We start from the raw sequence: 22,453 nt of genomic DNA, 5'->3' as shown, positions 1-22,453 counted from the left end.
GATCAGTCTATGTGATCAGCCTACAGAGATTCTCCAGAAGATTGTCCAGGGTGTAAGGTTTGGCCAAAAATACAGTTGCGCCCGCTGCCAGAGCAGGTTCTCGGTTGGCGGGCAATCCGCTGATGGCAATAATCTTTACTTTGGAATTGATTGCTTTCAATCTTTGGATCAATGCAGTTCCGCTCATATTCGGCATCATGATGTCTAGAATAATCACCTTAATTTCATCCTGATGGTGCGTGTAAAGTTCGATCGCATCCATTCCATCATTTGTCGCTAATACGGTACAGTGATGGCTCTCTAACAGCGTTTGAGTGACACACTGAACCGCATCATCATCATCGACAAGCAGCACAAGTTTTCCATTCCCATGAAACTGCTGCCCTAATTGGGCAGGGTGGGTTGAAATGCCTTCAATAGTGGGTAAGTATACCTTCACTTGGGTGCCCTGCCCCAATTCGCTAACAACCTGCAAAAACCCATCGTAATTTTTGACAATTCCCAGTGCCGTTGAAAGTCCTAATCCTGTCCCCTGTCCGGGTGCTTTGGTGGTAAAAAAGGGATCAAAAATCCGATCGCGCACATCCAAAGGAATTCCTGTCCCCGTATCGGCAATGGTAACAACCACATGGTTCCCTACTTGCGCATCCAGATGGGTTTGGGCAAAAGCGTGATCCACAAAACAATGATCAATAGAGAAAGCAAGAATCCCTCCCTCAGGCATGGCATCACGGGCATTGACGCAGAGATTCATAAACACCTGATGCAAACAAGTTGAATCTGCAGAAACCCACCAGAGGGATTGATCTGGATTATCTGGATTAGATGAACAACCTGAAAAATCTTGCCGAATCTCGATCGTTTTTGGAAAAGTTTGTTGCACTACATCGATCACTTCCTGCAACAGCGGTGCAAGCTGTACGGGAACCCGTTCTCCGCTGGTGCCTCGCGTAAAGGTCAGAATTTGTTTGATCATTTTTGCCCCCCGTTGCGCACTTTCCTCCAAAACCTGCAACATTTGCTGCGATCGCTGATCCAGATCGGGGTGATTCAGGCGCAAGAGCTGAGAAATGGCCAGAATTGGAGTCAATACATTGTTGAGATCGTGGGCAATGCCGCTCGCTAAAGTTCCCATACTTTCCAGGCGTTGAGCGCGGTAAAACTGAACTTCCAACTGTTTCTTTTCAGTAATATCCGTTGCAATTCCTACCACCCGATAGGGATTGCCGGAAGCATCTTGAATAGGAAACCCCCGATCGCGCACCCAGCGGACAGAACCATCCGGACGAATCACGCGATACTCTTCGTCATAGCCACCTATCAAAGCCTGCTCAAAGAAATTGGTTTGAATGCGCTGCTGATCCTCTGGATGAATCGCCTCCAGCCATTCCATCGAATTACGATACAAACTATGGCACGATCGCCCCCAAATTTGTTCGTAAGCTGGGCTGATGTAAAGCACTTGATTCGTTTTTGGATCAGCCATCCAAAACACGCTCTCCAGAATATTTTCTGCTAACTGACGAAACCGCTCCTCGCTTTCCCTAAAAGCCCGTTCGGCAACCTTGCGCTTTTGCCGTTCCTCTGCCTCCCGCAACTCCCGCTCCACCGCAGGCACCAACCGGGCCAAATTTCCCTTCGTGATATAGTCATGGGCCCCCGCTTTCATGGCCGCCACCGCCGTTTCTTCGCCGATCGTGCCAGACACAATAATAAAAGGGATATCCCGCTGCTGTTGCTGAAGCAGTTGCAAGGCGGCTGGGGCACTAAATTCAGGTAGGGTATAGTCTGCAATCACCACATTCCAGGTCTGGAGATCTAAAGCAGCTTGCATTTCCTCTGGTGTCTCTACCCGAACGGCATCCAGCGTATAGCCACCTCGACGTAGCTCCCGCAGCATCAGGAGCATATCGTCTTCTGAATCTTCGACAATCAGAACGTGCAAGTGAGGATGCATGTTAATCACCTCTACTACAGGGGTGGGGGTTCATTCATCAACAGCCAATACATTCCCAATTGCCGAATCGCTTCGGAGAACTGAAGAAAATCGACGGGTTTGCGAATGTAACTATTGCACCCTAAGCTGTAGCTATTGAGCAAGTCCTGTTCTTCATTGGATGTGGTCAAAACCACCACAGGTAATAATCGGGTGGCTTCATGCTCCCGAATGCGGCGCAAAACTTCAAAGCCATCTACTCTGGGCAGTTTGAGATCGAGCAAGACTACGGTGGGCTTGTGGTTCACATCCCGGCCTGCGTACATCCCCGTGCCAAACAGATAATCGATCGCCTCAACCCCATCATGGGCGACAACAATTTCATTTCCAATGTGATGCCGTTTCAGGGCACGAATGGCCAATGCTTCGTCATCGGGATTATCTTCCACCAAGAGAATCACCCTCTGATTGTCCCTACTCATGCCCTGCCATTCTCCTCTGCTAGTGTGAAATAAAATGTTGCCCCCTCTCCAGAGGCTCCTTCTGCCCAAACCCGACCGCCATGACGATGAACGATACGCTGTACCGTCGCCAGCCCAATTCCATTACCCGGAAATTCGTGCATCCGGTGTAACCGTTGAAAGGGCTTAAATAATTTATCAACATACGCCATATCAAACCCAACCCCATCATCCCGAACAAAATAAGCTGGGGTGCCGTTCTCCGGCTCGATCGCCCCAAACTCAATTCTCCCTTCTAGCTGCCGAGAGGTAAATTTCCAGGCATTACTCAACAGGTTCTCTAATACGACTTGCAATAGCCGCCCATCTCCCTGGACAACTAACCCCGTTTGGATCACGAATTCCACCTGACGCTCGGAATGGGCTTGCTGAAGTTGGGTGCAGATGCGGCTGGCGACCTGGCTGAGATCAACCGCTTCTCTCTGCATATCGCTGCGCGTCACCCGCGATAGGGTCAGCAGGTCATCAATCAACTGTCCCATGCGCTGGGAAGCAGAGCGGATCCGCCGCAAATAGTCCTGTCCGGTGGCATCAAGCTGGTCAAGGCAATCTTCTAGCAGGGCCTGACTAAACCCATCAATACTGCGTAGGGGGGCGCGCAAATCGTGGGAAACCGAATAGCTAAAGGCTTCCAGTTCCTTATTTACCGCCTTCAGCTCACCGATCGCTTGCCGTAACCCCTGATTCAACTCTTGGGCCCGTTGTTCTGCCTGCTGCCGTTCCGCCACTTCTGCCCGCAGTTCTGCCATCAGTTCCGCATGTTGCAGGGCCACTCCCAAATGACCCGCAATCTGCTGCACAAAGTCAATTTCGGTTTCCTGCCACTGCCGAGGAGACCGGCATTGATGAATGCAGAGCAATCCCCACAAATGGCGACCCTGCAACAGTGGCACCACCAGGTTTGCCTGTACCTGAAATTGTGAAAGGATGTGAATATGGCAATCGCTCAAACCGGCATTGTGAATATCGGCAACGTTCTGCACCCGTCCTTCCTGATAATGGACAGCGAATTGATCACCAAAGCAATGGTCATGAATTTTTTGGGCGATCGCTGAAGAAAATTCTGGATCAACATCTTCCGAGACAAACTCGCCATCATCCCAACCAGAATTCGGATAGAAGCGGAACATGCCCACCCGATCGGCTGCCAACAGTTGACGCACTTCAGCCGCCGTTGCCTGAAAAATCGTTTCCAGATCAAGAAATTGTCGCAGTCGAGCAATCACGCTGAATAGGGCTTTTTGCTGTTCAACCTGAAACAGCGCATGACGGATCTCTTGCTCCAGGGGTTGCTTGTCCTCATTCAGCAACTGTTGGAGTTGCTCAAAAGCATCATCATCTCGGCAGAGGTCTCGTATTCTTGTCAATCGCTTTCGGTTCATGAATGAGTCCTCCTGATCAGGAATGCGAATTTCATCCAACTCCTAGTTTCCGGTGTAAGGGGTTGGCATTACCCCCGTAAACCTGTTGACAAAAGATTAGAGCGTAAGGGGATGATATCAAGAATGGGGCCTCGATCGGATACCAATCTTCGTAGCACACTGCTGTGTGCCCCTACTTTTCCACATCCCCCTAAAAGCCTACCGAACATCCCCCTGACCCATCCGATCGCCCAAATGTTGACCGAGATACCCCAGCATCAAAACTTTGGTTTCGGCAACCAACGATCGCTGCTGTTCAGGATTTTGGCTGGCTGAGAGCCACAGTAAATCACCGACTACTTTGACAACAACCAGAGCGATCGTCTGAGCTTGCTCCCCCGCTAAATCAGGATTCAGGCGTGCGAAGAAGGCCGCTAGTTCATCCACAATGCGGTATTCATAATCATCTATTGCTTCAATTGCAGAATAGGTCATCAGGCTGAGCAGTTGCTCATACACCGCCCGATAGCCCGGTTGGCTGTTCATAAAGTGATCAAAGGCATCAATCACCCGATCGACGTAATCACTGAGCGATAAGGATTCTGCTTCCGGGGTGTGCAAGGCGGCAAAGAGTTGATACTCCGCTTGAAAGTAGCGGGTCGCCAGGGCCTTGAGAATCGCTTCTTTGTCGGGAAAGAACTGATAAAGCGTCCCCACTGCCACCTTCGCCCGTGCAGCGATCGATCGTGTGGTGGTTTGCTCATATCCCACTTCGATAAATAAGGCTTCGGCTGCGGTCAGGATGTGGCTGACTCGCTCCTGGCTACGGGTTTGCTGCGGTTGGCGACGCATGACGGTGCTTTGAATCGATCGGGCTAACATGACCCATCTTACCCTTGACAAAATATGAACACTGTTCGTATTTTAGAAACATGAACATTGTTCATTTTTGGAGGCTCAGGTTGTTTGTTGGACTGTAGGGCGATGGGCAGAATCATCTGGACTGTTTCTGTACCTTCAAGCCCATCCATTGATCCAACTCAGCCACTTCAACCAGCCGCATTTCACCATCCCCTACCCCACTTCTGTATTTTTTGGAGTCTTACGATGCAAACGATCGATTGGGATGCTTTTGAGGCGATCGGTCAACACACCGATATGCAGCCTCTTCTGAATTTTCAGTTTTTGACGACCCTGAAAGCCTTTTTCACTTTGCTGACGACCGATGATCTGGATGCCGTCGATGAACTTAGTCTCACCCTGGTTCATAGTCCTGCCTTTCAGCTTGCTGCCCAGGCAATGAAAGCCGATCCCGAAGTCGCTGCCTTGATCCAGGAACGGTATCTGCCCCCGTCCCATGACCTCGATCGCCTCTTGCAATGTCCGCCGGATTCGCTGGGCTATCAGTATGCCTCCAGCCTCCAGCAAAAGGGGTTAGATCGCATTGACCCAGAACTTCCCGTTCGTTCAGATACCAGCTACATCGAATATCGCTGGCAGCAAACCCACGATATCTGGCATATTGTCACCGGGTTCAGCACCAGTGGCATTGAAGAAATTGGACTGCAAGCATTTTATTTAGCGCAGTTTCGGCTGCCGCTGGCTGGTCTGCTGATTGCCAATGCTCTAATCAGTGCCACCTTGCTCTCTCCTGAAGGAATGCCTCAGTTGCTCAGGGCGATCGAGCAGGGATGGCGGATGGGGGTACAGGCAAAACCGCTATTTGCCCAAAGGTGGGAACAAGCCTGGGAAAAGCCCGTTTCCCAGTGGCAGGCTGAATTAAATCTTCAACCCTTTAATCCGGTTGGTGGATAGAAGTTGCAAGCTAGCGGTGGGCACTCCCCACTCTAAAATTTTGCCCTACTCCCCCATTCCCCACTCCTGACTCCTGACTCCTGACTCCTGACTCCCCACTCCCCACTCCCCACTCCCCACCAATGTTCTGCATTCTTTCTGCGGTCTGGTTTCGCCTGCTCCGACGCACCTATCCCTGGCTGCCGCTCCTGATTCAAACCGGACGAATTGCGATCGTCTGTAACCCTCCCAACCGTGAGCTAATGCGCTTCTGGCGGTTATTGATTCAGGTGGATTACGCTGAACTATTGGCGATCGTAGTTGACCTGGCTCAACCAGAGTTCTGGGTGTAACGCAATCTGGGTATAACGCAATTTGTAGAACCCATATAAGCTGAATACCTTTTTAGGAATCAACGCCAGGATCTACCTTTTTGAGAGGCTGGGTTTTGTGAGGGCTGGAACAATGCGATCGCTGGTTGCTCTTGCGCCTGACAAATTACGTGCGGTGGGCCCCACTCGTAATGCCGCTAACCCACCCATGACAAATAGTTCGCAGCCATGCCAGCGCAAGTGTTCATCGACAACGGGTAAACCATTTACAACCTCCAGGGGGTGGGTGTGCAAAACCTGTTGGAGCAAGGGATGGGTGGTGGCATCCAATTGGCTTCCGGTTGCGAGCCAGATATGGTCGATTGCTTGATGGTGGATACACTCATGCACCGCTGAATTGGTACAGCCGATTCGCCAGGCATTGTCTATCCATTGGGCTTGAGATACCTGGCATTGTTCATAGAAAGTCATCTTGCCATCTCGCTCTAATCGTCGAAGCTGGGTCAGCATGGCTGGAGTCAGGGAACCACCATTGCGTGCCTGCTGAATCATCTGCCAGCGAGTGTGCCAATTGGGTTCTGCCCAGAAGCCTTTGAGATATTTGGGGCCCAACCAGCCCGGATCAGCATCAAATAATTTCTCATAAACGCTGCGCCGAGACATCAGCATCACCTGTGCGCCTCGCTGAATTGCGCCGACAGCTAAATGTCCACTGGTTAACCCACCCCCAATAATCAGCACCCGTTCCCCTCGGAGATGCAATCCCCGCAGATCAACTTGATGGGAGTGAAGGAGGCGATCGCGCCAGCGATGCGGAGCATTATCGCTCGGATAATTCTGGGAAATTTGCTCAACCCATGCTGGAAGATGAGGCCGTCCGCCACCACTGGCAATCACCACCCGACGAGCAACCAGCGTTTGACCATCTGATAATGCCAAACGAAAGCGAGAACGACGCTCAGTTAAAGGTTCAATCCTTACAACCTGGGCTGGATACACACAGGTTTGCAGTTGCCAGCGGCGAATCACTTCCTGACAAAAATCTTGAAACAGCCTGGTTCCAGGTAAGTCGTAGGGTGGAAAGAGTTCGTTGGAGCGACCTTCAGCAAAGGTGCGGAGGGCATGGGGATCAGGGGCGGGTTGATGCACCGCAGGCGATCGCAAGTGGGGAATCTCCAGTGCCGCAAATTGATGGTTCCATTGCCTCATCCACTGACCACTGGGGTCGAAGACGATGAACCGCCCTCGCATTGCCTTTTTCTTTTGCAAGAGATGCGTCACCAGAGTGAGCGCATGAGGCCCGGCTCCTACGATCGCCAGATCAATCGAAGCAGGCAGCGCCAACGAAACATCAGCCATAGATCAAATCTAAAATACGAGAATGATTATCATTTTAGTTGTATCATGATCTGAGGTTCACCCCAAGGTCGATGAACCCCAGTCAGAGAGAAGGAGTCAGTTAGAACTCAATGCAAACGTTGGATATTACTCTGGTCTCTGGTCCGTCTGGTGCAGGCAAAACCACCTGGATACAGCAGCAGATTCGTTCGATCGCTGGCTCTACCCTGTATCTCAGTTTAGGTGCAGATGCGGGTTCAGTTGACAGTACCTACTTAGCCGCTGAAGTTCCTGGACTCACAATACTCCCAATGACGCAGATGGGTGATTTTTTAGCCCATCCCATTCCTGGGTCTACCGTTTATTTGGAACTGGGCTTTTATATCGATCTGTCCTCACTCATTTTGCCAGACCCCATGACAGACTGCCGCCGAGTCGCAGTGCTGCCGCCGGGAAGTCGTGATACAGATTGGCATGGCTGGGCAGACGAAATTGTGACGGGGGCTGAAACTCACTTCACGTTACAGCAACCTCATCTTTGGCGTTCTGCTTTGTCGGGAGAGGTGCTTGATCCAGCCAGCCTCAATACCTTCTGGTACGAGTTGACTAACGGGGCTTATGGCACCATTCAGCGTGCAAAAGGCATTTTTGATGTGGCAGATGGGCGATCGTTCTATTTTGACTTTGTGGCTGGACTGGCTGAAACAACGGATCTGGAACTAAATTTACCGCGTTGGCTGAATGGCAGACCCGATCGCTTCAGTGGCATTGAAGTTGTGGGTGAAATGCTGGATCAAGAGGCGATCGCACAAACAATCAAGGAATGCTGCTTGAATGATCAAGTGATTGCGTACTACCAACAACAGATTAAAGATTCATTAGAACCAGGAGATGAGGTGGCATGAAAATTGCAGTAATGTCTTGCATTCACGGCAACTATGAAGCGTTGAATGCTGTGCTATCGGATATGGATGATCACAATGTAGATAAAATCTACTGTCTCGGTGATTTAGTGGGATACGGGACTCATCCTAATGCGGTGGTTGAAATGATTCGGTCTCTGGATATTCCGACCTGTCAGGGATGTTGGGATGAAGATATTGTGGAAGGGCTAAATGCTTGTGAATGTAGCTATCCCTCTGTGCTGGCGGAGAAACGCGGCAAGTTAGCCCATGAGTGGACGAACCAGGTGATTCACCCTGAAGTGCGGGAATATCTGGCACAGTTACCCCTGAGCTTGCGCGATGGCAACCTGTGTTTTGTGCATGGCAGTCCTCACAATCAGCATGAGTATTTGATGCCAGAAGTGGATGCGTTTGTGGCGATGGAGCGAGTACTGGCGACAGGTGCCGATGTTTTGTTTTGTGGGCATACCCATGTGCCCTATGTGCGGTGCCTTGGCTCCCGCGAAGCGGATTCGCTGGATGCCAGTCAAATGCAAATCCGCGTCCAATTGACAGACAAATCGGAACAGGAAACCAGTTTTTCTGCACCACTTAAACGAATCGTGAATGCCGGATCGGTGGGAGAACCCCGTCATGGTAGACCGAATGCAACCTACGTGATTTATGACGCAGATACGGATCAGATTAGGCTCCGCGAAGTGGAATACAACTATCACAAAACCTGTGCTGCCATTGTTGAAAAAGGTCTACCGCCGATCTTTGCGTGGCGATTAGCCAGAGGAATGGAGTTTGCCGAACGAGCCGATGACCCAACTCATGTATGTGAGCGATAACCATGAGTGAAAACCCGTTTGATTTTGATCAGAATCCTAATTTGCCAACGACTGACTATGACATTGCAGTACGGCAGAGTATTCCGGGCTATGATGTGATGCTCACAATGCTGACAGCTTTATTCCAACTCTATTTGATGGATGATGCTCACATTCTTGTGGTTGGAGCAGGTGGCGGCAATGAAATCAGTGCTTTGAGCCAAACGCATTCAACCTGGCAGTTTACGGGTGTTGATCCTTCTGAAAAAATGCTGGCAGTGGCTCAATCCAAGGTTGAATCTTTGGGAATCGAAAATCGTGTCACGCTGCACAAGGTCGTCGTGCAAGAACTGCCGATGCAGCGGTACAGTGCCGCTACTAGCCTACTTGTGATGCATTTTCTACCGGACGATGGCACCAAACTGGATTACCTCAAGGCGATCGCGGCTCGGCTTCAACCCGGTAGCCCATTTGTGCTGGTGGATTCGCATGGAGATAAGCAATCAGAGGTGTTTAAGCGATTGATGGATGGATGGCAGAAACGAGCGCAAATGGTAGGGATGGAATCGCAGCGACTCAATGAGCTTGCTGATGGAGTGTGGCAACACATTCAATGTATTTCAGAAGAACGAACCCTGGAGTTGCTGGCTCAAGCTGGTTTCACCAAAGTAACTCGTTTTTATACTGGCTTTATTTTCGCAGGTTGGTTTGCGTTTGCAGAATAGGTGACAATTTCCAAATTACAAAGGCGTGTAGCATCAGATGACCTGTTGGGCAATTTTGAGTGGCATTGAAGGGAATTTAGCGGCATATGAAGCGGTGCTGGCAGATATCAAGCGGCAACGACATCCGGTAGAAGAACTGTATATTTTGGGTGATGTGATTGCGGCAACCCCTGCCAGTCTAAAAGTGATTCAACGAATTCAATCTCCTCGTGCCAATGAGCCTGTGCCCCAGGTGTGTCAGGGGTGGTGGGAAGAACAGTTGCTGATCTTGCATGGTTTAGGACGAACCGGAGAACCGACTGAACTGATTGAGCGATATGGTGTGGAAATGGTAAAAACCTTGTGGGATGCGATTCCGCGAGAAATAGTAGAGTGGGTGCGATCGCTTGACTTTGGTTTCTTTGAGTTTGACTCCTTGTTGATTCATGGGAGTAGTGTCAGTGTCAGTGATGAGCTAACGCCAGACACGCATCCAATTCAAATGCTCGATCGTCTCCTACGCATGGATGCAAATATTCTCTTTTGTGGTCGCTCTGGCTTGACGTTTCAGTATGAAATTCAACAAGGGGCAGTGACATCCAGTGTTACCACTTTAGATCAGGCAACTTCACCGCAAGTGGTTTCAATTAAGCCTAAACAGGTAATTGGTGTTGGTAATGTTGGACGGATTCCTGGAAAGGCATCCTACACACTCTACAATCCCTACACGAATCAGGTTGAATTCAGAGCGGTACGGTATGGTTCGGGTAAAGGGTTCCAAACAGCGAAGGGAACCTGAATGCAGTTCTCGTCTGTGGTTTTGCTCAGTTGACTGGGTGGGCAAGACTTCGGCTTAAGCTCAGTCGAAACGTTGCCCACCCCACAAGAATCTGGGTTGCTAATCACCACGCGCTCCTGATCTGCGGGCAATCTCGCTCCTTGTCCCTCAATCCCCATCCCCTGATTCCCAATTCCAGGACAGACCGAACTGTTACTACCAGCCCTTCTCTGCCCGATCGAGAACATAGGCGGCTACGTCCCCAATTTGTGCATCTGTCAACCGTCCTCTGAAGGCTGGCATGGCTGCTTTACCGTTTGTCACCTGAGTTTTAATCGCATCCAGCGATGCCATTGAATATTGCTCCAGGTCGCTTTGCTTTAACGTCTTAGTGGCATTGACTAGATTTCCGCCCCCAATATGACAAGCCGCACAGTTCGCACCAAAAACTTTCGCACCGTTGGCAATATCAGCATCGGCTAAAGCCGGAGGGGTGAACAGCACCGTTACCAGAGCGATCGCCATCAAAACAATCGACAATAAGCGTTTCAAAGTAGCCTCCTCTCATTGAGCACATGAATCCGCTCACTATCCTGTCTAAAAATGCTTCCTTGCGTCAAAAGACAGGTGGTCAAACTTGTCATGTTGGAAGTTGCTGAGTCAGCAGACCTTCCATACCAGCATCTACGCCAACACTCACGATCGGACGATCGCGCAATATCGCGCTGTCAGCAGAGCAATCTTGAGCTTTAATATTTGATACATTGAAAAGCTGACAGACAAAAAGATTGTTTGCGACTCGGATCGTATAGTCCTCCCTATGTCGTTTGATAATGTTTGCAAGCTTCTATCTGAAAAATATCCAGAACGCTTTGCCCGTTGGATCTTAGATGAACCGCAGTCCTCTGTAGAAGTCCTCAAGACTGAGTTAAGCATTGAGCCGATCCGTGCTGATTCAGTCACTTTTTTGCAGCTTCAGGGACGAATTCTGCACCTAGAGTTTCAGGTCAGGGTTGAGTCGAATCCTCCGCTTTCACTGCGAATGATGGATTATTGGGTGCGGCTATACCGCTTGTATCGCTTGCCTGTAACCCAAGTTGTTGTCTTGCTGCTACCACCTGCGGCGGGAACGGTAATTGAAACCGCCTTTGAAGTTGAGACAACTCGCCATGAATATCGCGTCATTCAGTTGTGGCAGGAGGACCCAGAGACATTTCTAAATGATCCGGCTCTGTTGCCGCTAGCTCCTTTGGCAGCAACGACACAAGCAGAAGGATTGTTACGGCGGGTGGCAGAGCAGGTTGGACAACTTGACGCAAAACAGCGTCAGGAAGTTTCTGGGTACACCCAGATCATAGCTGGGTTAAAATTTGAGAGAGCGTTGATTGAGCAACTGTTGCAGGAGGATATGATGCGAGAGTCAGTCGTTTATCAGGACATTTTGGAAAAAGGACGGCAGGAAGGACGGCAGGAAGGACGGCAGGAAGGACGACAGGAAGGACGACAGGAAGGACGACAGGAAGGACGACAGGAAGGACGACAGGAAGGACGACAGGAAGGACGACAGGAAGGAGAACGATCGCTGATTCTGCGTCAGTTAACCCGACGGGTTAAAGCGGTGCCGGAGGATCTGCGATCGCGTCTTGCTGCCCTCTCTCTGGAACAACTCGAAACCCTAGGTGAGGCATTACTGGATTTTGAGACGATCGCTGATCTGGAAGCCTGGTTTGAGAATCTGGAGTAGGGTGCTGTGGGACGATACTGCAAAGATATATTTTTAGGCTCTATAGCTGTTTCGGGGAGATAGGCAGCAGGATTTCCAGGAGAGTGGAAATTAAAGCTCTGCCTCTTTTACGTGCATTGTGAACCACTTCAAAAAAGCCCAGGTACACCGGCAACTTCTCTTGAGAAATCCCTCGATGAGGTCGTAACCATGAACGCAGCAACGACCAAAACCCTTCCATTGTGTTGACATGGATTTCATAGAATCCATCGCCATCCTCATCGCGGGCATACTCCCCACTCCCATGACACACGGTTTTATGCTCATAGCCCCAGCATGTCAACCCATTGTAAATGCCATACTCATCTGTATAAATCTGGCTTCCAGGAGCGACCGTTGCTTGGATGAGGGGTTTAATCGTCTCTTGCTGGACATTTTCCAGCATCCGAATCACCACCAAGCCGTGACGTTGGATCATGCCGAAAATCGGCGGCTTTTCTTGGGCAAGCGTCCCCCGTCCCCGAATCCCTTTGAGCTTATGGCGCCGTCCTTTGCGCCCCTTTTTTTGACTTCATGGGGTTGGCCTTTATGCCCCGCTGTCAGATACACTTCGTCGAATTCGACCTCTCCACTTAAGTGCACCTCCGGCTTGTTGTCCACAATGCCTTGACGCAGTTGCATCGTCATCTGGTAAATATCGTCCTTGTCCAGGGCTAACTCGGTGGCAATTTGTTCACTCGATAGGTTCAGTCCCATCAAATACAAGCAGCCAATCCACTTTTGCAAGGGTTGATGATGCCCTGCAAAAATCGTATCGCTCAGGTCGTCGAAATGGGCTTTACAGGATTTGCAGCAGTAACGTTGTCGCTGAGGTTGAGTTTCATCGCGGCCATTTTTGACCACCTGCTCACTCTGACAGCGAGGGCATCTCACCCCTTCAGACCAACGAGTTTGGCGAATCAGTTGATAGCATTTGGCATCGTCAATCAGAGTACTCAAGTTGATACTCATCGCACCTAACCCCTACAATGCTTCTGCTATCCTAACAGCAGCTTCCCCTACACCTCCATCTCCCTGAAACACCTATTGAGCCCCTTCAATTTGGCAAACTCTACCTCGATAGCAACACAGGCGACATTCCTTGGAAACAATTTCCCGAAGCATTGCAGTCTGCTAGTATCGCCAAGATTCCAGCAGCGGGTGGATGAATAGATGGGGAGTTAGGAAGCGGCAATCTCACACCCCTAATACCGAGGCTTACAGTCCGTAAAACTCAAAGCTTCACTATCTAGAAAACCAGCCAGCGCCATCTCCAACACTGCCTCCACAGGATACTCAATTTCAGCCGCCCGTTGCTCAAATGCTTCTCGAATAGGTTCAGGCAATGCTACCAAAACCATTCGGGCGACAACTGGGCTAAGATGCTCCATCATCTCCGGTTGATCTGCTTCTGATCGAGTAATCTGCGACATGATCAATATCCATTACTCACCCTAAACAGTATGGTTGTGTTCTGCACAGGCTATGCGATCGCCGATCTTGTAGGATGCCTTAGCGCAACGTAACATATCACCTAAAACTCGCTCATCCCCAACATCAACAGGCGAAATCATCATTCCCTGCAATCCCTAGTCAGTTGAATAAACCCCATGAACCACATGCCAACAAAAACCAGAACCCGACCAATCCGCAGCCCGACTGCATAACCTATGTTGCTAACGTCATTCGGCACCGAGCGATCGCTTAGCTAAATAGTGCTCATCGAGCGCACGGCGTAGCATCATCTTAATCACCGCCTGACGGCTAATATTGAGTTCACTTGCCATTTTGTCAAGCTCATCCAGCATTAGGTTCGGTATTTCCAGATGAGTTGCCGTCTGCTCTTGACCCCTCCGTGAAGTCATTGGGCGAGGTGTCCCCACCCTTGTAGTATCAGGATCGAAATAACGATCAATGACCTCTTCACCAGCCTCAATTTTCTGCTCAATTTCTTCAATAAAAATATTGTTCATAAATTTCTCGCTCTCTTTTTGTACTTCGCCAGTAAGTAATTAGCCAAACATACTCGCCCTCACCGTCAAAACGTATCTCATAAATTACCGATAGAAGAGTATTCCCAAAATAGCCAATGGCAATGAACTGCTCTGGATCATCCCGTTTAATTTGCTCTACATAGTCACCTGCTAGAACTTCAGCGACCTCGGCAAGAGAGTATCCCCGATTTTGCTGAAGCAGTTGACTCTTGCGGTCATCCCAGTCAAATCGCATCCCTACAAACCTACTTTAAATGCAATCCCCGCTTCACCAACCACCCCACCAACTCATCCACACCCCCAAAATCCAACAACGCCTCCCCCAACGCCTCCAACTGCTCCAACGACAGGGCTTCAACCTGCACCCGCACTGCCTCAGGCAATTTCCCAAACCGCTTCGTCAACTGCCGCATCACAAAGCTAACTGCCTCCTGTTGCCGTCCTCCCTCTCATCCTTCCTCTCGTCCCTCTTCCTTGATTTCCCGATACACCCGTGTTTCCTGCAAGGTAATGTCTAACATGGCTTCAATCTCCCTACGACTCAACTGGTCAAAGCGATACGCCACAATCGTTGTGATCAATTCCATTATGGCGCGACTGTTCGGCTCGGACACTTCTTGACGGGTTCTGTCCAACAAGTATCGGGCTTCATCCGGTGCCTGGTCTATCCCCACCGTCGTCAACACCATCACTGCCAGCCATAGCGACAACATGCGAATCTCCCCTAGCTCATCTAGGTAGACCCGGTTCACCTGCTCACTATTGAGCAACGCTTGATACGGATGAAATTGGCTCTGTTCCACGCTCCGTGCCGGATAGATTACCACAACGTGCCAGGTGTAGAAACGATCGCGGTTTCGATTAGTATTCCCTAGCCCTATGCCCAAATCCACTTGCATCACGGTAGAGCGGCATCTTGCCCACGCAGGTTGGGAGCCTGCACTACGGTTTCCACCGTCATTCCGCGAGAACTGATGGTTGATTGCCCGTTCTGCCATAATCGCTTCCCTTCTTCCGCTTCAGAACGTAAAGTGATGAATAATGGAGCTATAAAAATCAACTATAAGTATTATGCCAACAGCCCTGGATCGATTTAGGGAACTGGTACAGGGAGCCACTACCCTTGACCCTGATGTGTTTCGCTGGATTGAGACGCTCCCAGATGGAACGCGGTTGGTCGTGTATGTATTGCTGCTCGCAGGGTTGTCTCAAGCGATCGCTCAGAGCATTGTTCTGTTTGTCAATCAGGTGAAGCCGCTCCGGTTTGTGCTTAGTCTGGGCATTGCCGCCATTCTATTTGCGATTAGTACGGCATTTTGGGTATTGAGCGTGTGGGGCGTTAGCCATGTGCTGTTTGGCGCGGATACCGCTTTTGGGACTGTTTTTCGGGTATTGGGGCTAGCCTACGCGCCTCTGCTATGGAGCTTTTTAATTGCGATGCCTTACCTGGGGGTTCCCATTGGAGTCGTGTTATCGATCTGGAGTTTGCTTGCGTTTGTCCGCGGCTTTGATGTGGTAACTGGGTTGGGACGATGGCAGGCGTTGTGGTGTGCGATTTTGGGCTGGATTGTCTTTCAAATTATGCAGCGAACGATCGGTCGTCCTGCTGCCGCCTTGAGTCAGTGGCTATCGAATGCAGTGGCGGGTAAACCACTCATCACAAATATTCAAGAATTAGAGCAGGGACTTCAAGCGGGATTGGGCAGTCCATCTGCTGTGAAAACCCCTGGAGACAGTCGCAATGATAGGGGGGCTTAGGGATGAATCAGCGAACTCGGCGCAATCGGTTGATTAAATTGGCGTTACTGGGTGTGGGGTTGGGGTTGCTGCTATTTCACCTGCCTGGATTAAGAAGCAAGTTTCTGGCAACGTTGAGTGGTACGGAACGGCTGATCCTTGACCTGGTGGAAATTGGCTTTGTGGCGCTGGTTATTGCAGCGTTGCTGAGTCCGCTGGAAGCATTAGGGTGGTGGGCTGGGTGGTATGGCGATCGGGTCAAGACAAGTCAGGCTCCGGGAACCGTTGAGGATGCCGTGGCTGCTGACACACCCATCAGCCGTTACATCGTTTACCTGGATGGCATTGGTCAATCTGAATACACCTATTCCCCGGAAGCTGAAGCGTTTCTTCAGCAATTAGGGGCAGCCCTGCCCAACATGGTGCTCATCCGGGGCATCATGCCCTACTCGGTGTTAAATCGTTCTCTCACCAGCGATCGTCCCCTCTCCTGGTTTTGGCGGTTGGTTAACTGGTTACGAGCCAAACGTTCCCTGGGAATATTGGGGGTGCTGATCAATATTCGCAATGTTTTGGTGGTTGCGGTATCCGCAGATGGGCGCTATGGCCCCATTTACAACCAGGGAATGGCGCAGTTGATCTACAACAGTTTGATCGATCACGGTTATCGACCCGGCAGCCGAACTCCTATTACGCTGCTGGGATTTAGCGGTGGGGGTGAAATGTCGATGGGGGCTGCACCCCTGTTAAAGCAGGTGTTGGATGCGCCGATCGATATTATTTCGATGGCTGGGGTATTTTGTGGTCACAATAACATTCTGCGATTGGAACATATCTATCACCTGGTCGGGGATAAAGACCCCGTAGAGCGGCTGGGGCCGATTCTGTTTCCCAAACGCTGGAAACTGATGTTCCTGTCCTACTGGAATCGGGCAAAGCAACGGGGGGGCGTTACCTTCATCTCCCTTGGCCCGGTGGGGCATCAAACCCCTGGAGGGGTCTTAGATCCCCATCAAACCCTGCCGGATGGTCGCACCCACTTGCAGCAAACCCTGGATTGGGTGGTGGGCATTTTGCAGGAAAGGCTACCCGTCGATCGCCCCATCACCAGTGCCAAACCCAGCACCTACTCGCTCGCGCTGCAGGGAGCCTTTAACCATCCGGAGCATTACCCGATCCAGCAAACGGTTGACTTGAACCATTACCGCCCGATCGCCCCCTGGATGGGACGATTGATTTTGCCAACGCTGGAGCAACGTCAAACCTTAAATGGAGTTTGGTTTGAGGTCTATTATGCGGAGGCGGAGTATGCTCATCTAGTCGGTCAGGTGGTGGAATTAGGTTGGCAGGCAGATCCCACCGTCGCCGCCTATGGGAAAGCGGTAACTCGTGATCTCCATTTCAGTGCGGATGCGGAATATAGCCTGCGCCAGGGCAAGATTGTGCCAGAACGATTAAACGGATGGCGTTTGGTTGATCCGCTGGAATCTCTGGCGGGAGCCAGACCGACCGATAATATGATTGTCATGCTGAATGGGACTGTGATGGTTCAATCCTCCACCCAGGCGAACGGTAACGTTATCCCTCGATTACTGATTGCCCAAGATCCGGCTGAAATCACAGGACGCTTTTATGCGATCGTCCAATTTATCGCGCCTGAACAGGATACTACCCCTGATGCGGCAGATGGGCAACTGTATCGAGTGCGGCATTTTAACCTGGCGACTCGTCAGTTTGATGGTTTAGAAGAAACCGTCTGGCTCCCTCAGGTGATTCCAAATAAAAACGGCTTACGCCCCTCCAGTCACCAAAACCTGGAGCAATCCCCCTGTAATGCCACTGGGTGGTATATCTATGGAGCCAAAAATCATCGGGGACAGTTTGTGGTTCAAGCCCTCGCCCCCCGGCACCTGTTCAGCCTCCAGCCCGATCGCGATGTAGTGGGTAAAAAACCGGCGATCGACTATCTCAAACAAGAATCCTGGTCAGTAGACGGGGTTAAAGGCACCATCAGTTCAGTGATGCTCCGTACCAGAACGACCGACTCTGAAGCGGTTCAGGAAGGCGATCGGCTGCTGCTCAGTCATGTGTATGGTGGCATTGGTGGCAAAATGCGAGAACCTGCGGCCCAGGGCCGGTTTACTTCGGGCATTTTGCCTATGGGGTCGCTGAAGTGGTGCGCGAACCGTTAACGGATGAATTGCGACTGGAAATTCAATACTTCCAGGTGTATACCCACAATGGCGATGGATTAATTGCCTGCCGCCATCACTGGTCTCACTACATGGGCGATCGGCAATACGGTTGGCTCAACCTGCGTCCGGTGCGCGATATTGTGATCAAGCTTCCGGCGTTGACAGGGGACTACGAGATCGCAGGCGTGAAACGGTCACCCCTGGATGCCCTGATTTACCAATTGCAAATCATGATGGCGAGATATCGCATTGGCGATGGTACGGGCAGCACTTACGTTGGGCCAGCCAATAATTGTGCCCAGGACTCCAATCAAGCCCTGTACGCAGCAATGCAACAGATCCTTAAGATGAAACAGAATCATTCCGCCATGCAGTCAGGAGGGCAACTCGATCCAGCCCTGGCCGATGAACTGAAGCCCTTGGTACAGTTGGGGCGATCGCTGAAACGAGATTTGCTACCGTTCGGCGCAGCCAGGGCAGATTGGAAAGCGCATAAAGCCGTTTTAGGTAGCAGTCTGGAGGATGATCCGCTCCAACAAGTGTTGATGGGATTGGTAAGCTGGCGAACCATGCTGCCCCGTGTTGCCAGTGATTGTCTGATGACTTCGTTTATTCATCAGGGAGCGACCTTACTTGTCCTGCGTACGAGCCAGGTGGGTGGAACGAATCCAGACATTGAACCGATCGCCCCTCTGGCGTTATAGAACCGATTTGGTATTTTTTATGTTCAGTTGCGTCTGTTGTTTGATGCAAGGCTTTCTCCTCAGTTAGTCCTGGATGCGACTTCGTCGTGCGGATCGCCAAAGGCTGGGTTATGAATGAACGTTTCATCCGTTAAGCTCCGTAAGAAAGCCAGTAAATCTTGCTTTTCCAGTTCAGTGAGTTCAAACCCTACAATAAATTGGCTCTTGAGCGGGTTGGTGCTGCCAACGCCAGCATGGGGCCGGAATCAATCGTTCTACCCCCTGCCTGGTAATGGGCGATCGCCTCCTCCAACGTCGCCACACTGCCATCGTGCATGTAGGGAGCTGTTCGTTCAATATTTCGTAGTGTCGGTGCTTTGAAGTGCCCCATATCAGCCGGATTATGGGTGATTTCATATACGCCAGTATTGTTGGGCGGATAGGCTCCATTGCCGTCAAGGTTGTAGAGTCCAGTGTTATGAAAGGCAATCTCTCGAAACGCAAGCCGTTCGTGCATAATCGAGTCACTAAAGTTCAATCCCCCATGACAATGAAAACACTCAAACCGTTCGCTGTGAAATAAGGCTTCCCCCCGTTTTGCAGACGCTGAAATCGCATTTTGTTCATCACCATAGCGGTAGTGATCGTAGGGTGAATTGAAGGAAACCAGCGATCGTTCAAAGGTGGCGATCGCTTTCATCAAATGGTTCACGTTGATGTTCTCTTCTTCAGCCCCAAAGGCAGCGGCAAACATCTCATGATACTGTGGATCATTGCGCAGCATGGATAGAATTTCATTCTCTCTGCCGACCATTCCCAGTTCGATGGGATGTTCACCAAACAAGGGGACTAACCCCTGCTGCTCCAGAGTGGTCATGAGGGGATTTGCCCAGGTCAGCACCGAGTTATAAGCCATGTTGGCAAGACTCATGGCGTTGCGCGGATGCAGTTCTCCCGTTGCCCCCACACTCACTGGTTTCCCATCGGTAAATGCCCGCGATTGCAGATGACAGGAACCGCAGGAAAAGTCTCCTGTGATGGAGAGGCGTTTTTCGTAGAACAAATGCCTGCCCAACTCTACCTTTGCCTGACTCATGGGGTTGTCTTCAGGCACAATCGGTTTGGGTGTCCAATCCGGTAGATCCCATTGGTAGCTGGGTGGATTGGACGGTGTGGCTAAAACGCGGCTGAACCCGATCGAGAGCAGGAAAGAGAGAAGGCAGGCGATCGCAAGGGCTGGCAAACGGCGCATCATTCCCCTCGAATTATTCCACTCTCAAGAAGGTCTGCTGTGGCGCAGCGGCACCATTAACGGGTAAGCCCAGCGCGTTCATGATACCAACGCAATCACTGTCATTGGGTGCGGACATACAACCAGGAGCCGTGTCCGGTTGATTACTACTCAGATCTGTGTTTGCGACCAGCACTGCCAAATCCGCCACAACCACATTTTGGTTGGGATCAAACTCTGGCAGTGTGACGGTAGCCCGATTCGGATTGCTGCAACTTGATGGACTTTGATTTCCTTCTGCACTTTCACAACCCGTGCTGCCCAGATGGATGAAGAATGCCTGACTGCTCTGTTCCTCTCCGTGGGGCGAATCATAACTGCCTTCATGCTTCACAGCTTCAGGGAGCATTCCCGTTTGATTTTGAAGGCTGAGGTCAATTCGCGCAAACTTATAGCCGGATTGCCAGTTCCACCAGAGCGAGGTGAGATTGAGCGGCGAAGCAGCCAGGGTTGCATCGGCATGGTTTAACTCAAACGGAACGCCAACGGTGAACTGTAGCCCGGTGTAGTCTCCGGCGGGAACCGTGCCGATGATGCGATCGTTCATTTCCACCGTGCCATTGGCACAGCCACCCGACTTATCTTCAAAGTCAAGCAGGGCGACGTTTTCGTACTGCCATCGCCTATCCTGCTCCAGCGTGAGCGGTACAGTGTTGCCCTCTGCATCAATCAGCGCAACTTCTGACACGTAAAACCGGAAGTCAAGTGGGGTAACGCGACTGGCAGGTGTGCCGATCGTGTAGCTCTGATCACAGCTAAACGGCTGATCGCCAACGTTGGCTTGAAATTGAATGGTTACAGGTTCCACGTCAGCGGCCCTGGCTTGCCAGGTGCTCGTGGGATGGAGCCAAGTCGCTCCCAGGCAAACGAGGGCAGCAGAGGCGATCGAACGATATAAATTTTTCATATGCGCAAATTGAAAATGATCGTTTCAGTTAGTTGAACTGTTTTTGAATCAACATGGCCTTAAAAGGATAAACGGCTGATTCCGCCCTGTAAAAAGACAAGATGTCATACTTCGATGCCGGTTGCCGATGCAGGACATCCAGCACCGCTTGCTGATTGCGAGTCTGGTGAGGTGAATAGGTTGCACTTGCTTGAGATGACGAGTCACTTTTCACAACGGGTGCTGTAGAATAGGCGAATGATTATCATTCTCATTAAAAACCATGAGCCGGATTGAAGCCTCAACCCTTACCCCTCAAACTCCGCCAACAGAAATTACCCCATCGGATTCGGGTCGCCAGACCCAATCAACTGTGCCAGCGATCGCCCATCGTCCCAGAAGGTTGCGACGAACCGAAACCCTGCGGCGGATGGTGCGGGAGAATGTGTTGCGAGTCGAGGATTTGATCTATCCGCTGTTTGTCATGGAAGGAGAGGGGCAACGGGAAGCAGTACCCTCCATGCTAGGGTGCTACCGCTACACGCTGGATTTGCTGCTGGAGGAAGTGCGGGAAGCAGAACAGTTGGGTATTGGAGCGATCGCCCTATTTCCGCTGATTCCCTACGATCAAAAAGACAACGCCGGAACCGAAAGCTACAATCCGGACGGGTTGATTCCTCGCACCGTACGAGCCATTAAACAAGCAATTCCCAATGTTCTAGTTATTACCGATGTTGCCCTCGATCCCTACAGCAGCGAGGGGCATGACGGCATTGTGCAGGATGGCAAGATTCTCAATGATGAAACGGTTGTCGTGCTGGTGAAGCAAGCCCTCGTGCAGGCAGAAGCTGGTGCTGATTTTGTTGCCCCTTCGGACATGATGGATGGTCGGGTGGGAGCGATTCGTCGGGCATTGGATGCGGAAGGTTGGATCAATGTGGGAATCCTGGCCTACTCTGCCAAGTATGCCTCTGCCTACTATGGGCCGTTTCGGGATGCCCTGGATTCAGCCCCCAAGTTTGGCGACAAGAAAACCTATCAGATGGATGCCGCCAATGCCAGAGAAGCACTCAAAGAAGTGGATTTAGACATTGCTGAGGGGGCGGATGTAGTGATGGTCAAGCCTGCTCTGGCGTATCTCGATGTGATTTGCCAGATTAAACAGCACACGAATTTACCCATTGCAGCCTATAACGTCAGTGGGGAGTACGCCATGATCAAAGCCGCAGCAGCTCAGGGCTGGATTGATGAGGATAAGGTGATTTTGGAAACCTTAACCAGCATGAAACGAGCCGGGGCAGATTTGATTTTGACCTACTTCGCCAAACAGGTGGCTTTGAAACTGCGATCGGCAGAGAATTGAGTTTTCAATGATCGAGTAAAAATGATTATAATTCTCAATGAGCGATGCGATTTGAGTAATC

The 22,453-nt window shown here is 50.8% G+C and carries 24 protein-coding genes and 3 pseudogenes; 12 read left to right on the top strand and 15 right to left on the bottom strand.

Going from position 1 to position 22,453, the window contains the following annotated elements; all coding sequences use genetic code 11:
• Positions 1-7: 7 nt before the first annotated feature.
• From ACM1PF_RS15135 to ACM1PF_RS15120, 4 genes are all read right to left on the bottom strand, one after another.
• The gene (locus ACM1PF_RS15135; protein ID WP_416675998.1) at positions 8-1,957 is read right to left on the bottom strand and encodes a hybrid sensor histidine kinase/response regulator; all 1,950 of its coding nucleotides are present in this window, start codon (positions 1,955-1,957) and stop codon (positions 8-10) included.
• Positions 1,958-1,971: 14 nt separating this feature from the next.
• Complete coding sequence (locus ACM1PF_RS15130) at positions 1,972-2,418, bottom strand: response regulator (protein WP_416675996.1); 447 nt, start codon at positions 2,416-2,418, stop codon at positions 1,972-1,974.
• Positions 2,415-3,839: a sensor histidine kinase gene (locus tag ACM1PF_RS15125; protein WP_416675993.1), complete on the bottom strand. Its 1,425-nt coding sequence runs from the start codon at positions 3,837-3,839 to the stop codon at positions 2,415-2,417. The genes ACM1PF_RS15130 and ACM1PF_RS15125 overlap by 4 nt, the downstream gene beginning before the upstream one ends.
• A gap of 198 nt (positions 3,840-4,037) precedes the next feature.
• Complete coding sequence (locus ACM1PF_RS15120; protein ID WP_416675990.1) at positions 4,038-4,700, bottom strand: TetR/AcrR family transcriptional regulator; 663 nt, start codon at positions 4,698-4,700, stop codon at positions 4,038-4,040.
• Between the two features lie 225 nt (positions 4,701-4,925).
• Here ACM1PF_RS15120 and ACM1PF_RS15115 point away from each other — a divergent pair, with 225 nt between their 5' ends.
• The gene (locus tag ACM1PF_RS15115) at positions 4,926-5,633 is read left to right on the top strand and encodes a Coq4 family protein (protein ID WP_416675988.1); all 708 of its coding nucleotides are present in this window, start codon (positions 4,926-4,928) and stop codon (positions 5,631-5,633) included.
• A 122-nt stretch (positions 5,634-5,755) separates the two neighbouring features.
• Positions 5,756-5,965: a hypothetical protein gene (locus ACM1PF_RS15110; protein WP_416675986.1), complete on the top strand. Its 210-nt coding sequence runs from the start codon at positions 5,756-5,758 to the stop codon at positions 5,963-5,965.
• A gap of 72 nt (positions 5,966-6,037) precedes the next feature.
• Here ACM1PF_RS15110 and ACM1PF_RS15105 read toward each other — a convergent pair whose 3' ends face one another.
• Positions 6,038-7,303: an FAD/NAD(P)-binding protein gene (locus ACM1PF_RS15105; protein ID WP_416675985.1), complete on the bottom strand. Its 1,266-nt coding sequence runs from the start codon at positions 7,301-7,303 to the stop codon at positions 6,038-6,040.
• A 110-nt stretch (positions 7,304-7,413) separates the two neighbouring features.
• Between ACM1PF_RS15105 and ACM1PF_RS15100 the strand changes: the two genes are divergently transcribed.
• From ACM1PF_RS15100 to ACM1PF_RS15085, 4 genes are read left to right on the top strand one after another with little or no spacing between them, the layout of a single operon-like run.
• A complete protein-coding gene (locus ACM1PF_RS15100) occupies positions 7,414-8,187 on the top strand; it encodes a GTP-binding protein (RefSeq protein WP_416675982.1) in 774 nt (257 codons plus the stop codon).
• Positions 8,184-9,020, top strand: coding sequence for a metallophosphoesterase family protein (locus tag ACM1PF_RS15095; RefSeq protein WP_416675980.1), 837 nt, complete (start codon positions 8,184-8,186; stop codon positions 9,018-9,020). The genes ACM1PF_RS15100 and ACM1PF_RS15095 overlap by 4 nt, the downstream gene beginning before the upstream one ends.
• 2 nt (positions 9,021-9,022) lie before the next feature.
• The gene (locus ACM1PF_RS15090; RefSeq protein WP_416675977.1) at positions 9,023-9,724 is read left to right on the top strand and encodes a class I SAM-dependent methyltransferase; all 702 of its coding nucleotides are present in this window, start codon (positions 9,023-9,025) and stop codon (positions 9,722-9,724) included.
• A gap of 37 nt (positions 9,725-9,761) precedes the next feature.
• Positions 9,762-10,502: a metallophosphoesterase family protein gene (locus ACM1PF_RS15085; protein ID WP_416675974.1), complete on the top strand. Its 741-nt coding sequence runs from the start codon at positions 9,762-9,764 to the stop codon at positions 10,500-10,502.
• A gap of 195 nt (positions 10,503-10,697) precedes the next feature.
• On the opposite strand, the gene petJ is transcribed toward ACM1PF_RS15085, so the two are convergent.
• A complete protein-coding gene (petJ, locus tag ACM1PF_RS15080) occupies positions 10,698-11,033 on the bottom strand; it encodes a cytochrome c6 PetJ (protein WP_416675972.1) in 336 nt (111 codons plus the stop codon).
• An 85-nt stretch (positions 11,034-11,118) separates the two neighbouring features.
• Between petJ and ACM1PF_RS15075 the strand changes: the two genes are divergently transcribed.
• A complete protein-coding gene (locus ACM1PF_RS15075; protein WP_416675970.1) occupies positions 11,119-11,241 on the top strand; it encodes a hypothetical protein in 123 nt (40 codons plus the stop codon).
• Between the two features lie 60 nt (positions 11,242-11,301).
• Positions 11,302-12,225, top strand: coding sequence for an Rpn family recombination-promoting nuclease/putative transposase (locus ACM1PF_RS15070; RefSeq protein ID WP_416675968.1), 924 nt, complete (start codon positions 11,302-11,304; stop codon positions 12,223-12,225).
• A 40-nt stretch (positions 12,226-12,265) separates the two neighbouring features.
• On the opposite strand, the pseudogene ACM1PF_RS15065 reads toward ACM1PF_RS15070, so the two are convergent.
• The 6 genes and pseudogenes from ACM1PF_RS15065 to ACM1PF_RS15040 form a co-directional block, all read right to left on the bottom strand.
• Positions 12,266-13,215, bottom strand: a pseudogene (locus ACM1PF_RS15065) (IS1595 family transposase).
• A 233-nt stretch (positions 13,216-13,448) separates the two neighbouring features.
• Positions 13,449-13,676, bottom strand: coding sequence for a hypothetical protein (locus ACM1PF_RS15060; RefSeq protein ID WP_416675965.1), 228 nt, complete (start codon positions 13,674-13,676; stop codon positions 13,449-13,451).
• A gap of 249 nt (positions 13,677-13,925) precedes the next feature.
• Positions 13,926-14,216, bottom strand: coding sequence for a type II toxin-antitoxin system BrnA family antitoxin (brnA, locus tag ACM1PF_RS15055; RefSeq protein ID WP_416675963.1), 291 nt, complete (start codon positions 14,214-14,216; stop codon positions 13,926-13,928).
• Positions 14,197-14,472, bottom strand: a complete 276-nt coding sequence (locus ACM1PF_RS15050; protein WP_416675960.1) for a BrnT family toxin — start codon at positions 14,470-14,472, stop codon at positions 14,197-14,199. The genes brnA and ACM1PF_RS15050 overlap by 20 nt, the downstream gene beginning before the upstream one ends.
• A 10-nt stretch (positions 14,473-14,482) precedes the next feature.
• A pseudogene (locus ACM1PF_RS15045) lies at positions 14,483-14,668 on the bottom strand (DUF4351 domain-containing protein); the annotation flags it as partial.
• 18 nt (positions 14,669-14,686) lie between these two features.
• A complete protein-coding gene (locus tag ACM1PF_RS15040; RefSeq protein WP_416675958.1) occupies positions 14,687-15,235 on the bottom strand; it encodes a DUF2887 domain-containing protein in 549 nt (182 codons plus the stop codon).
• 73 nt (positions 15,236-15,308) lie between these two features.
• Between ACM1PF_RS15040 and ACM1PF_RS15035 the strand changes: the two genes are divergently transcribed.
• The 3 genes from ACM1PF_RS15035 to ACM1PF_RS15025 are packed head-to-tail and all read left to right on the top strand — an operon-like array spanning position 15,309 to position 18,873.
• Entirely contained in the window at positions 15,309-15,995 is a 687-nt protein-coding gene (locus ACM1PF_RS15035; protein WP_416675955.1) for a YIP1 family protein, read from the top strand.
• Between the two features lie 2 nt (positions 15,996-15,997).
• Positions 15,998-18,166 carry a CAAX protease gene (locus ACM1PF_RS15030; RefSeq protein WP_416675953.1) on the top strand — a complete coding sequence of 723 codons (2,169 nt, stop codon included), beginning with the start codon at positions 15,998-16,000 and terminating at the stop codon, positions 18,164-18,166.
• Positions 18,148-18,873, top strand: coding sequence for a hypothetical protein (locus tag ACM1PF_RS15025; RefSeq protein ID WP_416675951.1), 726 nt, complete (start codon positions 18,148-18,150; stop codon positions 18,871-18,873). The genes ACM1PF_RS15030 and ACM1PF_RS15025 overlap by 19 nt, the downstream gene beginning before the upstream one ends.
• 59 nt (positions 18,874-18,932) lie before the next feature.
• Here ACM1PF_RS15025 and ACM1PF_RS15020 read toward each other — a convergent pair.
• The 3 genes and pseudogenes from ACM1PF_RS15020 to ACM1PF_RS15010 all read right to left on the bottom strand — a co-directional run bounded on the left by ACM1PF_RS15020 (position 18,933) and on the right by ACM1PF_RS15010 (position 21,264).
• Positions 18,933-20,107, bottom strand: a pseudogene (locus ACM1PF_RS15020) (MbnH family di-heme enzyme).
• Positions 20,108-20,117: 10 nt separating this feature from the next.
• The gene (locus tag ACM1PF_RS15015) at positions 20,118-21,050 is read right to left on the bottom strand and encodes an MbnP family copper-binding protein (protein ID WP_416675948.1); all 933 of its coding nucleotides are present in this window, start codon (positions 21,048-21,050) and stop codon (positions 20,118-20,120) included.
• Between the two features lie 28 nt (positions 21,051-21,078).
• Entirely contained in the window at positions 21,079-21,264 is a 186-nt protein-coding gene (locus tag ACM1PF_RS15010; RefSeq protein ID WP_416675946.1) for a hypothetical protein, read from the bottom strand.
• 48 nt (positions 21,265-21,312) lie between these two features.
• Between ACM1PF_RS15010 and hemB the strand changes: the two genes are divergently transcribed.
• Positions 21,313-22,392, top strand: a complete 1,080-nt coding sequence (gene hemB, locus ACM1PF_RS15005; RefSeq protein WP_416675944.1) for a porphobilinogen synthase — start codon at positions 21,313-21,315, stop codon at positions 22,390-22,392.
• Positions 22,393-22,453 lie beyond the last annotated feature (61 nt).

Origin of the sequence: Egbenema bharatensis FJBBOT/2019, assembly GCF_048077055.1 — a bacterium.
Taxonomy (GTDB): domain Bacteria; phylum Cyanobacteriota; class Cyanobacteriia; order Elainellales; family Elainellaceae; genus Egbenema; species Egbenema bharatensis.
This window is presented reverse-complemented; position numbering and strand designations above follow the sequence as displayed.

Coding starts and splice junctions, on each gene's coding strand:
- ACM1PF_RS15135 (WP_416675998.1), bottom strand. CDS start 1,957: ATGCATCCTCACTTGCACGTTCTGATTGTCGAAGATTCAGAAGACGAT.
- ACM1PF_RS15130 (WP_416675996.1), bottom strand. CDS start 2,418: ATGAGTAGGGACAATCAGAGGGTGATTCTCTTGGTGGAAGATAATCCC.
- ACM1PF_RS15125 (WP_416675993.1), bottom strand. CDS start 3,839: ATGAACCGAAAGCGATTGACAAGAATACGAGACCTCTGCCGAGATGAT.
- ACM1PF_RS15120 (WP_416675990.1), bottom strand. CDS start 4,700: ATGTTAGCCCGATCGATTCAAAGCACCGTCATGCGTCGCCAACCGCAG.
- ACM1PF_RS15115 (WP_416675988.1), top strand. CDS start 4,926: ATGCAAACGATCGATTGGGATGCTTTTGAGGCGATCGGTCAACACACC.
- ACM1PF_RS15110 (WP_416675986.1), top strand. CDS start 5,756: ATGTTCTGCATTCTTTCTGCGGTCTGGTTTCGCCTGCTCCGACGCACC.
- ACM1PF_RS15105 (WP_416675985.1), bottom strand. CDS start 7,303: ATGGCTGATGTTTCGTTGGCGCTGCCTGCTTCGATTGATCTGGCGATC.
- ACM1PF_RS15100 (WP_416675982.1), top strand. CDS start 7,414: ATGCAAACGTTGGATATTACTCTGGTCTCTGGTCCGTCTGGTGCAGGC.
- ACM1PF_RS15095 (WP_416675980.1), top strand. CDS start 8,184: ATGAAAATTGCAGTAATGTCTTGCATTCACGGCAACTATGAAGCGTTG.
- ACM1PF_RS15090 (WP_416675977.1), top strand. CDS start 9,023: ATGAGTGAAAACCCGTTTGATTTTGATCAGAATCCTAATTTGCCAACG.
- ACM1PF_RS15085 (WP_416675974.1), top strand. CDS start 9,762: ATGACCTGTTGGGCAATTTTGAGTGGCATTGAAGGGAATTTAGCGGCA.
- ACM1PF_RS15070 (WP_416675968.1), top strand. CDS start 11,302: ATGTCGTTTGATAATGTTTGCAAGCTTCTATCTGAAAAATATCCAGAA.
- ACM1PF_RS15060 (WP_416675965.1), bottom strand. CDS start 13,676: ATGTCGCAGATTACTCGATCAGAAGCAGATCAACCGGAGATGATGGAG.
- brnA (WP_416675963.1), bottom strand. CDS start 14,216: ATGAACAATATTTTTATTGAAGAAATTGAGCAGAAAATTGAGGCTGGT.
- ACM1PF_RS15050 (WP_416675960.1), bottom strand. CDS start 14,472: ATGCGATTTGACTGGGATGACCGCAAGAGTCAACTGCTTCAGCAAAAT.
- ACM1PF_RS15040 (WP_416675958.1), bottom strand. CDS start 15,235: ATGGCAGAACGGGCAATCAACCATCAGTTCTCGCGGAATGACGGTGGA.
- ACM1PF_RS15035 (WP_416675955.1), top strand. CDS start 15,309: ATGCCAACAGCCCTGGATCGATTTAGGGAACTGGTACAGGGAGCCACT.
- ACM1PF_RS15030 (WP_416675953.1), top strand. CDS start 15,998: ATGAATCAGCGAACTCGGCGCAATCGGTTGATTAAATTGGCGTTACTG.
- ACM1PF_RS15015 (WP_416675948.1), bottom strand. CDS start 21,050: ATGAAAAATTTATATCGTTCGATCGCCTCTGCTGCCCTCGTTTGCCTG.
- hemB (WP_416675944.1), top strand. CDS start 21,313: ATGAGCCGGATTGAAGCCTCAACCCTTACCCCTCAAACTCCGCCAACA.